The 12,768-nt window shown below is 50.5% G+C and carries 13 protein-coding genes; 9 read left to right on the top strand and 4 right to left on the bottom strand.

The window, feature by feature from the left end:
* Positions 1-296 precede the first annotated feature (296 nt).
* The 8 genes from UNDYM_RS17085 (at position 297) to UNDYM_RS17050 (ending at position 8,771) form a co-directional block, all read left to right on the top strand.
* Positions 297-1,337, top strand: a complete 1,041-nt coding sequence (locus UNDYM_RS17085; RefSeq protein WP_232063522.1) for a TRAP transporter substrate-binding protein — start codon at positions 297-299, stop codon at positions 1,335-1,337.
* A gap of 128 nt (positions 1,338-1,465) precedes the next feature.
* Complete coding sequence (locus UNDYM_RS17080) at positions 1,466-2,743, top strand: ABC transporter substrate-binding protein (protein WP_162042104.1); 1,278 nt, start codon at positions 1,466-1,468, stop codon at positions 2,741-2,743.
* 150 nt (positions 2,744-2,893) lie between these two features.
* Positions 2,894-3,760 carry a branched-chain amino acid ABC transporter permease gene (locus tag UNDYM_RS17075; protein WP_162042103.1) on the top strand — a complete coding sequence of 289 codons (867 nt, stop codon included), beginning with the start codon at positions 2,894-2,896 and terminating at the stop codon, positions 3,758-3,760.
* Between the two features lie 21 nt (positions 3,761-3,781).
* Positions 3,782-4,852, top strand: coding sequence for a branched-chain amino acid ABC transporter permease (locus UNDYM_RS17070; protein WP_162042102.1), 1,071 nt, complete (start codon positions 3,782-3,784; stop codon positions 4,850-4,852).
* A complete protein-coding gene (locus UNDYM_RS17065; RefSeq protein ID WP_162042101.1) occupies positions 4,849-5,562 on the top strand; it encodes an ABC transporter ATP-binding protein in 714 nt (237 codons plus the stop codon). The genes UNDYM_RS17070 and UNDYM_RS17065 overlap by 4 nt, the downstream gene beginning before the upstream one ends.
* Positions 5,562-6,266 carry an ABC transporter ATP-binding protein gene (locus UNDYM_RS17060; protein ID WP_162042100.1) on the top strand — a complete coding sequence of 235 codons (705 nt, stop codon included), beginning with the start codon at positions 5,562-5,564 and terminating at the stop codon, positions 6,264-6,266. The genes UNDYM_RS17065 and UNDYM_RS17060 overlap by 1 nt, the downstream gene beginning before the upstream one ends.
* 101 nt (positions 6,267-6,367) lie before the next feature.
* Positions 6,368-8,026 (top strand): methyl-accepting chemotaxis protein, encoded by a 1,659-nt coding sequence (locus UNDYM_RS31255; protein WP_162042099.1) that lies wholly within the window; start codon positions 6,368-6,370, stop codon positions 8,024-8,026.
* Between the two features lie 163 nt (positions 8,027-8,189).
* Complete coding sequence (locus tag UNDYM_RS17050; protein ID WP_162042098.1) at positions 8,190-8,771, top strand: winged helix DNA-binding protein; 582 nt, start codon at positions 8,190-8,192, stop codon at positions 8,769-8,771.
* Positions 8,772-8,817: 46 nt separating this feature from the next.
* Here the strand turns inward: UNDYM_RS17050 and UNDYM_RS17045 are convergent, their stop codons facing one another.
* Complete coding sequence (locus tag UNDYM_RS17045) at positions 8,818-9,093, bottom strand: hypothetical protein (RefSeq protein ID WP_162042097.1); 276 nt, start codon at positions 9,091-9,093, stop codon at positions 8,818-8,820.
* Between the two features lie 250 nt (positions 9,094-9,343).
* Here UNDYM_RS17045 and UNDYM_RS17040 point away from each other — a divergent pair, with 250 nt between their 5' ends.
* Positions 9,344-10,201, top strand: coding sequence for an HDOD domain-containing protein (locus UNDYM_RS17040; protein WP_162042096.1), 858 nt, complete (start codon positions 9,344-9,346; stop codon positions 10,199-10,201).
* 10 nt (positions 10,202-10,211) lie between these two features.
* Here UNDYM_RS17040 and UNDYM_RS17035 read toward each other — a convergent pair whose 3' ends face one another.
* From UNDYM_RS17035 to UNDYM_RS17025, 3 genes are read right to left on the bottom strand one after another with little or no spacing between them, the layout of a single operon-like run.
* Positions 10,212-10,976 carry a LytTR family DNA-binding domain-containing protein gene (locus UNDYM_RS17035; protein WP_162042095.1) on the bottom strand — a complete coding sequence of 255 codons (765 nt, stop codon included), beginning with the start codon at positions 10,974-10,976 and terminating at the stop codon, positions 10,212-10,214.
* Between the two features lie 21 nt (positions 10,977-10,997).
* Complete coding sequence (locus UNDYM_RS17030; RefSeq protein ID WP_162042094.1) at positions 10,998-12,068, bottom strand: sensor histidine kinase; 1,071 nt, start codon at positions 12,066-12,068, stop codon at positions 10,998-11,000.
* A 12-nt stretch (positions 12,069-12,080) separates the two neighbouring features.
* Positions 12,081-12,767 carry a LiaI-LiaF-like domain-containing protein gene (locus UNDYM_RS17025; protein ID WP_162042093.1) on the bottom strand — a complete coding sequence of 229 codons (687 nt, stop codon included), beginning with the start codon at positions 12,765-12,767 and terminating at the stop codon, positions 12,081-12,083.
* Position 12,768 lies beyond the last annotated feature (1 nt).

The raw sequence follows: 12,768 nt of genomic DNA, 5'->3' as shown, positions 1-12,768 counted from the left end.
TCAAAAATCAGACAAATAATTGTTTGCATTTTATGCCCGGAAATATCAGAAGTAATGGATACCTAATATTAAAAAAGCAAAAAAGTTCACTGTTCTTGTGCATCGCCGCTACAGCGTGGTGCAGTTCTTTTCTTACTGGTTTTCATCTTAATAACAGCAAGGAAAAAAACTTTATAAACATCTTGTAGATTTTTCCTTTGATGATATTGTAGTAGTTATTGAGATTAAATGTAAGATATTTTATTGACGATTTATCGATAAAACGTTTACGATATAAAACATTGAGGGAGCAAATGATGTCAGATTCAATTCGCAACAAGCTGAGTTTTTCCTGCTTATCTGCTCTTTCTCGTAAGGGATTTGTTGGTATTTATATTTTGGTAGCTGCGATCATGACCGCCAGCGCGCAGGCTGAGACAGTGGATATACGCATCGCCACCGCCTATGCTGCAGATAATTTCCAGACGATGAATTTGCAACAGTTTGCCAAGGAAGTAGCAGTTGTCAGCAATGGCCAGGTGAAGATGACGGTGTTCCCTGCTGGTAGTTTATTGAAGCCAGCGGAGATATTTCCTGGTGTGGTGAATGAAAAGGCTGAGGCTGGGGAAGTCATCATGTCCAGCCTGGCGAAAGAGATACCGGTGTTTGGACTTGACTCTTTGCCATTCACTGTCAGGGGTTATGAAGATGCACATAATCTGTGGATGGCTTCCAAAATTGAAGTGGAAAAAGCTCTGACCAAGCGTGGTTTGAAGTTACTGTATTCAGTACCGTGGCCGCCACAGAATCTGTATTCGAAAAAGCCGTTGAGCTCGCTGGCAGATTTCAAGGGTATGCGCATGCGCAGTTATAACCCGGCCAGTGAACGTATTGCGGAACTGGCAATGGCAACGGCAGTGCCTGTGCAGGTGATAGACCTGGAAAAGGCAATCGCCAGCGATAAACTGGATGTGATGATCACTTCCAGCTGGACTGGAGTGGAAACCAAGGCCTGGAGCAAGATGGCGTATTACTACCAGGCAAATGCCTGGATACCAAAAAATATTGTTTTCATCAGCCAGAAAGTGTTTGCCAAACTGTCAGCTGATACGCAAAAGAAGATGTTGGAGGCAGCCCAGGCTGCAGAAAAGCGTGGCTGGAATATGAGCCGCGACAGTGATGCCGGGTATGAAAACCAGCTGCGCAATAACAAGATCAAAGTTGACCGGGTAGATGCACTATTAAGAAATAACCTCGACAGACTGGGTGAGCAGTTTGTCAGGGAGTGGTTGAAAACCGCAAGCAGTGAAGAAGTAGCGATTTTATTGAAATACACGACTGAAAGGTCGATGAAGTAAATCTTTGACTGACAAGCTCGGGCAGGTTTGTGCAAGTGCAGACAAGGGCAGAAGTAGCAGCATAGGAAAGGGCTCTCCTCAAAGTATTAGCAGAGGGCTTACATTTAATTAAATTGGAGCGTTTAATAATGTTTACAAATACCATCAAAAAAATTGCCCGCGCCGGTCTTCTGGCCAGCCTGGGTCTGAGTTTTTGCTACTCTGCCTATGCGCAGCAAGAAATCAAGATAGGCGTTATCTATCCATTGTCAGGTGCTGCTGCATCCTCAGGCAGTGAAATGAAAAATGCACTGGAACTGGCTGCTGACATCGTCAATAATGGCGCAAAAAATATTCCCAACCTGCCTTTCTCTGCTGGTGGCGGTCTACCTAACCTGAAAGGCGCAAAGATCAAGCTGGTATTTGCTGATCACCAGGGCAATCCACAAATCGGCGCGACAGAAACTGAGCGATTGATCACTCAGGAAAAAGTGGTTGCTGTGGTGGGGGCTTACTTCAGTAATGTGACCGCTACTTCCAGCCAGGTCGCAGAAAAATACAAGATTCCTTATGTGAACCCTGAATCATCTTCTTCTACCTTGACACAGCGTGGTTTCAAATGGTTCTTCCGTACCACGGCCCATGATGATTTGTTTGTTCATAATTTCTTTGATTTCTTCAAGGAGCTCGAAGCCAAGAAGGGTATCAAGGTCAAGCAACTGGCTACCTTTAATGAAAATACCTTGTGGGGCAATGAAACCACCAAGCTGGAAACCAAGCTGGCAGGCGAGAAGGGCTATAACCTGGTCAAGACCATCGTCTATCCAGCAAAAAGTACACAGCTGACTTCTGAAGTACAGCAATTGAAATCTTCCAGCCCGCAGGTTGTCATGCAGTCTTCTTACCTGGGCGACGCCATCATGGCGATGAAAACCTATAAGGAACTGGGCTTTTCACCTGACATGATTTTGGCAAACAATGCTGGTTTTACGGATACGGAATTCCGCCGCACCCTGGGTAAGGATGCTGATTATGTCATCACCCGCGAAGTCTGGTCGCCTGATCTGGCAAAAAATAACCCGCTGATCAAGCAAGTCAATGATTTGTATAACAGCAAATACAAGGCTGACTTTACCGGTAATTCCTCCCGCACCTTTACTGGTTTGATGACACTGGTCGATGCAATCAACCGCGCCGGTTCTACCGAGCCAGAAGCCATCCGTAAAGCACTGACAGAAACCAATATCCCTGCCAATAAACTGATCATGCCGTGGAAGGGTGTGAAGTTTGACGAGCATGGTCAGAACGTTTTGGGTTCCGGCATCCTGGTGCAGATCATTGATGGTAAATACAACACCGTATGGCCTTTTGACCTGGCGACTAAAGACGTGGTCTGGCCTATGCCTAAGTGGGACCAACGTAAATAATATGTTCAGCAAGACATGAAGCAAACTTGCCCGGTTATTACCGGGCAAGGGCAACAGAAAGTAAAAAATGCCGGGCGCTATCTGACGATACCTGACGATACATGAGGTCGGTTTTACATAGCTATACATAAGAGGAAGTGCGAGGAGAAAATGTCTCTTGAAATTATTATTCAAACCCTGGCGTCAGGGATACTGATCGGTTTGATCTATGCGCTGGTGGCGATAGGTTTGACGCTGATCTTTGGCGTCATGGATATCGTCAATTTTTCTCATGGTGAGTTTTTGATGTTCGGCATGTACTCCAGTTTCTGGATGTACTCGCTGTTCGCCTTGGACCCCATGTTTACCCTGCCTTTAACGGCACTGTTCCTGTTTGCGCTTGGCACAGTGTTGTACAAGCTCATCATCAAGAAGATCACCAATGCGCCGATGTTGTCGCAAATTTTTACGACCTTTGGCCTGATGATGCTGTTCCGTGGCCTGGCACAATTTTTCTGGAAACCGGATTTCAGGACGGTTGATCATTCCGTCGTCTCTGGCGCGGTACAGATATTCGGCATACAGGTGGGCATGCCGCAGGTGACTGCCGGTGTTGGAGCAGTCCTGGTGACCATGGGTATTTACCTGTTCCTGACCAAGACCCGTGCCGGCGCGGCATTGGAAGCCACTGCGGCTGACAAGGAAGCAGCTCAACTGATGGGTATAGATTCACAAAAAATGTTTGCCATGGCCTGGGGCATAGGTGCTGCCTGTGCTGGTGTGGCGGGCGCATTGCTGTCTACTTTCTTTCCCATCTTCCCGGAAGTGGGGGCGAACTTCATCCTGATTGCTTTTGTGGTCGTGAATCTCGGTGGTTTTGGCAGTGTTATCGGCGCCTTGTTTGCCGGGATCATCGTTGGTGTCATTGAAGTCATGGGCGGTTTTCTCATCGGGCCGCAATACAAGCTGGCACTGGTACTGGCCTTGTTCCTGGCGGTACTGATGTTCCGTCCGCAAGGGTTGATGGGCAAGCAATAGCGTAGAAGAGAAGGTACAAAAATGAACATACAAGACAAAACCGTGATCTCGGCGCAAGAGTTGCTGGCGCCAGATTCACATGGTAATTCCTCGGTGAAATACATATTGCTGGCCTTGTGCGTACTGGCTGCATTGCTGGTACCCGTCGTAGTCAAAGACCCTTCGCACCAGAATCTGGCGATATTGATTTTGATGGCAGCGCAACTGGGTGTGGCCTGGAATATCGTCGGTGGTTATGCAGGCCAGGTCTCGCTGGGGCATGTCGCCTTTTACGGGCTGGGTGCATACACCTCGACATTGTTGCTGACACAGTTTGGCCTGAATGCCTGGGTGGCGATGATCTGCGGCGGCATACTGGCGGCAGCAATCAGTCTCATCATAGGCTGGTCATGCTTTCGTCTCAACGGGCATTACTTTGGCATGGCGACTATCGCAGTGGCTGAAATCATCCAGATCATTTTCACGAACTGGGAATATGCGGGTGCTGCCGTTGGCCTGACCATACCTATGGACCAGCAAGGCTGGGCCAGCATGATATTTACCGACAAGGCACCGTATTACTACATCGCCCTCGGTCTCTTGATGGTAACACTGGCAGTGAATTACTGGATAGAACACAGCTATCTCGGTTACTACTTCCGTGCCATCAAGGATGAACCAGATGCAGCGCGCAGCCTGGGTATCAACCTCAGTCGTTACAAGCAAATAGCTTTTGCCGTCAGCAGCTTTTTTACGGCGATTGGTGGCAGCCTGTATGCGCAGAAGGAATTGTATATAGACCCGGGCTCAGTCCTGCATACCGGCCTGTCGATCAAGATGGCACTGGTGTCTATCCTTGGTGGGGTGGGTACTTTGCTGGGGCCGGTCATCGGTGCCGGTGTACTGACTTTCATTGAAGAAGGTACGCGCGCCCTGTTTGGTGGATCTGGCCGTGGTACTGACCTGGTGATTTATGCGGCCTTGATCGTGGTCATCGCGGTGTATTACCCGACCGGTGTCATGGGCTGGGTCAAGCAATTTTTTGCACGCAGAAAAGCAGTCAAGGCACAAAAAGAGCAGGATGTACAAGAGGCAAAAAGGGAGGCAGCATGAGTTTGTTAAGAGTAGAAAGCGTCAGCAAACGCTTTGGCGGTATTACCGCCAACCAGGATGTCTCCTTTGAAGTCGGTGCTGGCAAGATCGTTGGCCTGATAGGCCCGAACGGTGCAGGCAAGACCACGATGTTCAATTGCATTGCCGGTTATGCCCCACCTACGACTGGTGAAATCTGGATGAATGACATCAAGGTGTCAGGCATGAGCCCCGAGCAATGTGCACGTGCAGGCATAGGCCGTACCTTCCAGGTGGCGCGTACCTTCACCAGCATGACAGCGCTGGAAAACGTCATGGTTGGCGCCTTCCTGATCAACAAGAATGTGGGGGATGCGCGGCAGAGTGCCACCAAGTTGCTGAACTTCGTCAACCTTGGGCAGTTCAGGGACAAGCCTGCAGGTAGCATGACTATCAGCGAGCAGCGCCGCCTTGCGGTGGCACGTGCACTGGCAGTCCGGCCACGTCTGTTGCTCATGGATGAAGTCATGGCTGGTCTGAACCCGACCGAAGTAAGAGAGACGGTAGATGTGGTCTTGAAAATCCGTGAAGAAGGTATTTCCTGCCTCATCGTTGAGCACGTGCTGGAGGGCATCATGCCGATTGCCGATGCGATAGTTGTGCTTGATTATGGCAAGAAAATTGCCGAAGGCAGTCCTGAACAAGTATCTAACGATCCCAAAGTGATCGCTGCCTACCTGGGAGATGAATGATGCTGCAAGTAAGAAATCTGAGAGTCAGTTATGACGGCGTGCTGGCCTTGTCCAAAGTTGATATTGATGTTGAGAAGGGCAAGATCGTCGCCTTGGTCGGTGGTAACGGTAATGGAAAATCCACTACCTTGCGGGCAATTGCCGGTTTGAATGCGGCGGATGCAGGGCAGATCGTATTCGATGGCAAGCCACTGGAAAAAATCCCGGCCAGCAAAAGGGTGGGGCTGGGCCTGTCATTGGTGCCGGAAGGGCGGCGCATCTTCGCCCGCCTGACGGTAGAAAGAAACCTGCAACTCGGTGCCTATACCCGCCGTGATGATGACGAAGTGGCTGAATCCATAGACACCATGTACACGCTCTTTCCCATTCTCAAGGAAAGGCGTTACCAGCTCGCTGGCACCATGAGTGGTGGTGAGCAGCAGATGCTGGCGATAGCCCGTGGTCTGATGGCCAAGCCCAAGATGCTCTTGCTGGACGAGCCATCCTGGGGTATCGCTCCCAAGTTTGTCACCAAGGTACTCGACACCATACAACTGATCAATGAACAGGGTATGTCAATACTGCTGGTTGAGCAAAACCTGCACAAGGCACTGGCAATTGCGCATAACGGTTATGTCATACAGACAGGCCGTATCGTCATGCAGGGTACGGGGCAAGAGCTGCTCAACAATGAAGACGTCAAGAAAGCCTACCTGGGCGTCTGACAGTAGATAAATGGCAGTAAGCAGATCGACGGCAAGTGCCTGCACTTGCCGCTGGCCTGACTCGTCCGCAAATTTAGCAGGTTTTGAATCAGGGGTTAGCCATGTTGAACAAGTACATCAGGAACTGGAAGATAGGCCACAAGCTGGGCCTGGGTTTTGCATTTGTTATCTTGCTCATGCTGGCGCTGACGGTGACGGGATACACGCAACTGGGTCGTGTCAACCAGGGCGTGAATCTCGTCGTCAAGGAAGTTTACCCCAAGACGGCGACGGTCAATCGTATCAAGTCTGACCTCGACCACATTGCCCGCAGCATGCGCAATCTCTTGCTGCTATCGACGCTCGATGAGAGAAAGCCTGAACAGGCTGCCATCGATAAATCAGGCAAACAGATAGAGCTTGATCTCGCTCAGTTTGGCAAACTGGCCAGCTCGGCTGAAGAGAAAAAACTGCTGAAGGCCGTACTGGCAGCGAAACAGCGTTATCAGCCTGTGCTCGACAAATTCCTCAAGCTGGTGGTGGAGAATGAGGTGGAGCAGGCCAAGGATCTGGTCTTGCCTGAAATTGCCCCTTTGCAAGACCAGTATTTTGCCGCACTTGATCAACTGGTGACATTGCAAACCAGCCAGATGGAACGCAGCGGCAGCGATGCCGCATCCATCTCGGGTGCCGCGCAGGTATTGATGATCATCTTGCTGGCTTTCGCGGGTCTGGTGGCAGTGTTGATCGCCATTTTGACGACCAGGGCGATTACGGCTTCCCTGAAGGCGGCTATCCTGCTTGCAGAGTCCGTGGCAGGAGGCGATTTGCGGGCTGATATAGAAGTCAGGAGTAATGATGAAACAGGTCAATTGCTGACATCGCTGAACCAGATGAGCCAGAGCCTGATCAATACCGTAGGCCAGGTCAGGAAGAGTTCAGAAAATATCGGCCTTGCCTCACGCGAAATCGCCAATGGCAATTTGGATTTATCCAACCGTACCGAGCAGCAGGCATCTGGCCTGGAAGAAACTGCGGCGTCAATGGAGCAACTGACAGCGACTGTTGGCCAGAATGCAGAGAACGCCGCCCAGGCACATGACCTGGCGGGCAAGGCTTACCAGCATGCGGGCAAGGGTGGCAAGGTCATTGATCAGGTGGAGCTGACCATGGGTGCGATCAAGGCCAGCTCGAACAAGATAGTCGATATCATCGGTGTCATTGACGGCATCGCTTTTCAAACCAATATCCTGGCCCTGAATGCTGCGGTGGAGGCGGCGCGGGCAGGGGAGAACGGACGTGGCTTTGCAGTGGTGGCGGCTGAAGTGCGCAACCTGTCACAAAGGTCGGCCAGTGCGGCAAAAGAGATCAAGGCTCTGATTGCCGACTCAGTCGGCCAGGTTGATGCCGGTGGCAAACTTGTCAATGAAGCCAGCCTGACCATGCGCGATATTGTCAGCTCAGTCCAGCATGTGGCTGAGATCATCAGCGAAATCAGTGCGGCCAGCCGTGAACAGAATACCGGCATAGTCCAGGTCAACCAGGCTATCAGCATGATGGACCAGATGACGCAGCAAAATGCGGCCCTGGTCGAGCAGGCGGCTGCCGCAGCCCGGAGCATGCAGGATGAAGCTGAATTACTGGTGGAGACGGTGGCGGTGTTCAAGCTGGAAAAAGCCATGCAGGCTGCACAAGCAAAAACACAGACACAGCTACAAGGACAAGTGCAGGCAAGACCGGCATTGAGCATTTCCGGCAACAGCAAAGTGCTGCGCGGCTAAGGTAAACATGGCTGTGGCTGCGTCAAAGCTGTGGATAAAAACATAAAATATCGATTTTTTATTGATAAAACAGTGCGAAAAGACTGACTTTTTTCTCAAAGAAGATAAAATCAGGCTATCAATTACGCCTGTCTTTTATTCAAATTATCTTTAAAGAGTCATTATGTCCACGACCAAGCCTGCCAAAACTGCCACAAAAACCGGCCTTAGCCCGGCAGCATCCACTGCTACTACTGCCACGCCAAGGGTACCTATCGTCTCCTCTTCCCATCTGGCTGAGGGCAGGAGTGCAGAATTGAGTGAATTTGAATTTGGAATGATCATTGCCAGCAATGCCTTCAACCGCTGGGCGGTCAGGTGTATGGCTGCGGTGGGCATGAAAGACATGACCATCACTGATGTGCTGGTGCTGCACCATATCAACCACCGGGCGCGTGAGAAAAAACTGGCAGACATCGCCTTCATCCTGAATATCGAAGACACCCATATCGTCAATTATTCATTGAAAAAACTGCAAGCATTGAAGTTGGTGCAGACCGAGAAACGCGGCAAGGAAATCCTGTATTCAACCAATGAAGAGGGCCGTGATATCTGCCGCCGTTATTCTGAAATCCGTGAACAGGTATTGGTATCTGCACTGACGGGCGATGGTACCGAGAGTTTTGAGTTGAGCGAACTCGCGCGCTTCTTGCGGGTATTGTCAGGTTTGTACGAACAGGCAGCCAGGGCGGCAACGTCTCTGTAAAGCCAGTCCCCACGCAGCGTTCCTGTCATGGGGGCAGCCCTGTCTGTTACTGCTCCTGATGTAATTGCCTGGCCTGCTTTTGATTCTTGTTGATGTTAATCGCCAGCAAGACGACGATGAGTTTGAATATCATGAAAGCGATAAAGATACTCAGGGCCAGCGGCAATATCATCAGGGCGACTGCAATCACCATGCAGATCACCAACAAATGCGGCAGAGGCAAGGCCATCATCGCCAGAAATGCCTTGCGACAAAGATAAAAGAATTCATGGGCAGCCTGGCGCATCAGTGTGAATAATTGTTCGGTTTGAGCAGATTTCATGGTGATTTCCCTTTGTTTTCTGTTTTTTCAGTATCGTACTGCGATGAATACAGATTACGCCCCCGCCATGCTGTCTGCACAGGCTTTGCGACGAAATGCATGAATAGGGGATCAAAAGGTGGTTAAAGCCTGCCAATTGGATATGCCTGCGCAGGGGCAATTGATAATTCATGTAAGCAGACTTTGCCAAGCCTGCGTAAACAGGTTTCGCAAGGTACAATAAAAAATCGTCAGCATTCTTATTGCTATCATGACAGACCAAAAAAACACTGAATTCGCTTTCCTTGAAGCCTTTACTGCGGAATTGTCTGCCAAAAAGCTGGTGTTCCCGACTTCGCTTGGAGCAACCATGAAGATCAGGAAGGCGCTGAGCCAGGCTGATATCTCTACTGATATGGTGACACGCATCATAGGCACTGAGCCTGTGTTGTCTGCCAAGGTACTGCACCTGAGTAATTCAGCCAGTTTCAATGCCCAGGGACGAAAAATCAGTGATTTGCGGGCGGCCACGAATTTGCTGGGATTTTCTGCGGTACGCAATCTGGCCATCTCCATAGGCATGAAGCAACTGGCCGAAAATAAATACAATGGCAGCCTGTCTGCCCAGATGGATGGACTTTGGCGGCGCAGTTTGCGGGTGGCAGCTCTCGCCATGGTAATAGCCAGGACTTATACCCGCCTCAGTGCTGACAAGGCCATGCTGGCCGGTTTGCTGCACGATATAGGCAAGTTCTATATCCTGAACCGCGCCAACCATTACCAGGAATTGTTCAAGTCTGAGCAGGTGCTATGGGATTTGATCGACCACTGGCATGCCAGCATAGGCAGCGCGATACTGGAAGACTGGGAAATTTCTGAAGACATCCGTGTTGCTGTCATGGACCACCGTGACCACAGACCTGGCCCCACCCACAAGGTCGCTCTGATCGACGTCGTGACAGTGGCAGATTTTCTCGACGCCCATTTCGTCAATGAAAGCATAGATACGCTGGACTGGAACACGGTACCGGTCAGCTTCAAATTGCTGAATATTGACAAAGACAATATCGAGGCCCTGATGCAGGAAACCAGGACGGAACTGGCCCTGGTATTGAAGGCGATCAACTAAGCGCCAGGCCCTAACTCAGCAGGGCACGCAGGCGTTCATTGCCAGCCCGGCTGACAGCTACCTGGGCACCGCTTTTGAGGATGGCAACCTGGCTGTCCTTGCTGGTTTTTTCAATTGATTGTACGGCCGTGACCTGTACCAGGAAAGAGCGGTGTACCCGTACGAATTTGCCGGCATCAAGCTGGGCTTCAAGTTCAGACAGGCTCTGGGTCTTCATATACGATTTGCCCGCCGCATGGATAAGGATATAGTCGTCCTGGGCTTCGACATAATCTATGCTATCCAGCGGCACGACATGTACCTGGCCTCGGTCACGTATCAGCAGGCGTTGCAGTTTTTCGCTTTGCTGGGCCAGCAGAGTTTCCAGGGCTTGCGTGCTTGATGAGGTAGGAGAGCTGGCTGAGGTTTCCTGTATGAGCAGCTTGCGTGCCTTGCCCAGTGCTTCATCAAAACGTTGCTGGGAGTATGGTTTCAATAAATAATCAACCGCATGCAGGTCAAAGGCTTTCAAGGCATATTGGTCATAGGCGGTCGTGAAGATCACGCCGCTGCGCCTGCCTGTCAGTTCCAGCACGTCCAGCCCTGATAATTGCGGCATCTGTATGTCCAGCAAGACCAGGTCCGGATTGAGTCTGTTGATGGCATCGACAGCTTCCAGCCCGGTTTCGCATTCACCTATGACGTCGAGGTCAGGATGAGCACGCAAATACTCCAGTGATAATCTGCGGGCCAGTTCTTCGTCATCGACGATCAGGACTTGTAAGCGCTTATTCATACTTGCTCATGCTTATTTTGATTATTGGGTTTGATTATTGGGTTCAAAAGGTAAAGCCATTTCCAGCGTAAACTTTTCATCTCCGCGCTGCCAGCTAACACGCGCCTGTTCGCCATACAAGGCAAAAAAACGCTGGCGCAGATTGACCAGGCCCAGGCCATTGCCCGTACTGTTACCGGGATCAGCGCTGACGGGATTTTCTACGGCAATATGCAGCCAGCCTTCACGCTGGAATATCGTCACCCTGATCAGGCCACCCTTGGGTAAATTACGTATGCCATGCTTGATGGCATTTTCCAGCAAGGGCTGCAGTATCATGGGTGGGATCAGGGCGCTTTCTGCTTCTTCCGTGACCTCAAACTCTGTATCCAGTTTCTTTCCAAAACGGATTTTTTCTACCGCCAGAAAATTTTCACACAGGCGTAATTCATCCTTGAGGCTGATTTTTTCTTTCTCGGCAATCGCCAGGGTTTGCCGGAAGAAATCCGCCAGGGCTATCGTCATCGTGCGTGCGGCATTAGCATCAATCGCCGTCAGGGCACTGATGGAATTGAGGCTGTTGAACAGGAAGTGCGGGTCAATTTGCGAGCGCAAGACCTGTAGTTCAGCATCTCTTGCCAGCAGTCGCGATGCCGCTTCCCGTCTTTCTGCCTCACGTATATTGTCGAAGGCGATATATACATCAAAGGCCAGCAGGGCCAGCAGGTAAACTGCAAAGCCGGTGATAAAAAACAGCACCAGCAGATGACTGCTGAGATGCAGCACTTCGACATCATCTGATGCCAATACCAATACCCGGTTCCAGCCATAGCACAGTCCCAGCCAGCTAAGGCCAGAAATCAGAGCTGCACTGGCAAACACCAGTGCAGCCAGGCTGAAGCTGCGGCGATTGAAGGGCAGTGAACGACAGACAAAATAAGCCGAAGAAGTCAGGAAGCTGCCAAACAGGGCCAAAGGTAAAGAGAATAACAGGGCAAATGACCAGTTTGTCAGATCAGCCGCCACCAGTAGCCTGGCGATCAGCACCCCTGTCATCATCCAGGCAATGAGATAGACCAGGAAACGGCGGCGGTCTGACAGAATAGGGTGCATGGATCTTTATCTTCAGTTGATGATTTCAACGCCACCCATGACCGCATAACCCTTGATGTAAAGCTTCTTAGCATTCAGCATCGGTGGCACAGTCTTGTCATCAAAGCCACCGAGTATGGGCGAGCCATGCGAAACCACGGTCCAGTCATTTGGTATCTTCAGGACGATCCCGCCCCACATGGCAAAGACATTCAGGGTTGCTTCTGACTGCATCGACGCAGCACGCAAATCCAGTTCTACCCCACCCATGATGCAATTGATTTCACCCCCGCGAAAATCCTGCGAGCTGTTTTGCAGCTTGTTGCCACTCATGACAGCAACGATATTACAGATCGCATCCTGGTTCGTGCCATTGTTGATGAGTTTTTCCTGATCGCCTATCTTGCCCTTGAAGATGACCATGAGGCCGGCAAAAATCATGAATACCGGCCACCAGTCGCGCATGCGGAAATAAATGATGCCCATGTGATGCAGTATCAGCAAAGCACCCAGCCCAACAAAGCCGCAGCCTATGATGTAGCCTGCTGTAGTGTCGCTTTTTGAAATCTTCAGGGCTCCGATAAAGATGAAGACCATGGGCCAGAAGTGAAATACTTCGCGAAAATTGAACAAGTTCAGATTGTCCAGGAGAGCCAGCGCGCCAAAAATCAGGAGCATGCCCCCGATCAGGATGCGGCCTTGAGGGTTATTGTTTTTCATG

This window comes from Undibacterium sp. YM2 (assembly GCF_009937975.1).
GTDB lineage: Bacteria > Pseudomonadota > Gammaproteobacteria > Burkholderiales > Burkholderiaceae_D > Undibacterium.
The sequence above is the reverse complement of the archived record's forward strand: the minus strand, read 5'-3'. Positions and strand labels throughout refer to the sequence as shown.

Bases quoted from the DNA above. Each gene is read 5' to 3' on its own strand.
- UNDYM_RS17045 (WP_162042097.1), bottom strand. From the start codon at position 9,093: ATGAAATCTGCTCAAACCGAACAATTATTCACACTGATGCGCCAGGCT.
- UNDYM_RS17025 (WP_162042093.1), bottom strand. From the start codon at position 12,767: ATGAAAAACAATAACCCTCAAGGCCGCATCCTGATCGGGGGCATGCTC.
- UNDYM_RS17070 (WP_162042102.1), top strand. From the start codon at position 3,782: ATGAACATACAAGACAAAACCGTGATCTCGGCGCAAGAGTTGCTGGCG.
- UNDYM_RS31255 (WP_162042099.1), top strand. From the start codon at position 6,368: ATGTTGAACAAGTACATCAGGAACTGGAAGATAGGCCACAAGCTGGGC.
- UNDYM_RS17075 (WP_162042103.1), top strand. From the start codon at position 2,894: ATGTCTCTTGAAATTATTATTCAAACCCTGGCGTCAGGGATACTGATC.
- UNDYM_RS17080 (WP_162042104.1), top strand. From the start codon at position 1,466: ATGTTTACAAATACCATCAAAAAAATTGCCCGCGCCGGTCTTCTGGCC.
- UNDYM_RS17065 (WP_162042101.1), top strand. From the start codon at position 4,849: ATGAGTTTGTTAAGAGTAGAAAGCGTCAGCAAACGCTTTGGCGGTATT.
- UNDYM_RS17030 (WP_162042094.1), bottom strand. From the start codon at position 12,068: ATGCACCCTATTCTGTCAGACCGCCGCCGTTTCCTGGTCTATCTCATT.
- UNDYM_RS17060 (WP_162042100.1), top strand. From the start codon at position 5,562: ATGCTGCAAGTAAGAAATCTGAGAGTCAGTTATGACGGCGTGCTGGCC.
- UNDYM_RS17085 (WP_232063522.1), top strand. From the start codon at position 297: ATGTCAGATTCAATTCGCAACAAGCTGAGTTTTTCCTGCTTATCTGCT.
- UNDYM_RS17050 (WP_162042098.1), top strand. From the start codon at position 8,190: ATGTCCACGACCAAGCCTGCCAAAACTGCCACAAAAACCGGCCTTAGC.
- UNDYM_RS17035 (WP_162042095.1), bottom strand. From the start codon at position 10,976: ATGAATAAGCGCTTACAAGTCCTGATCGTCGATGACGAAGAACTGGCC.
- UNDYM_RS17040 (WP_162042096.1), top strand. From the start codon at position 9,344: ATGACAGACCAAAAAAACACTGAATTCGCTTTCCTTGAAGCCTTTACT.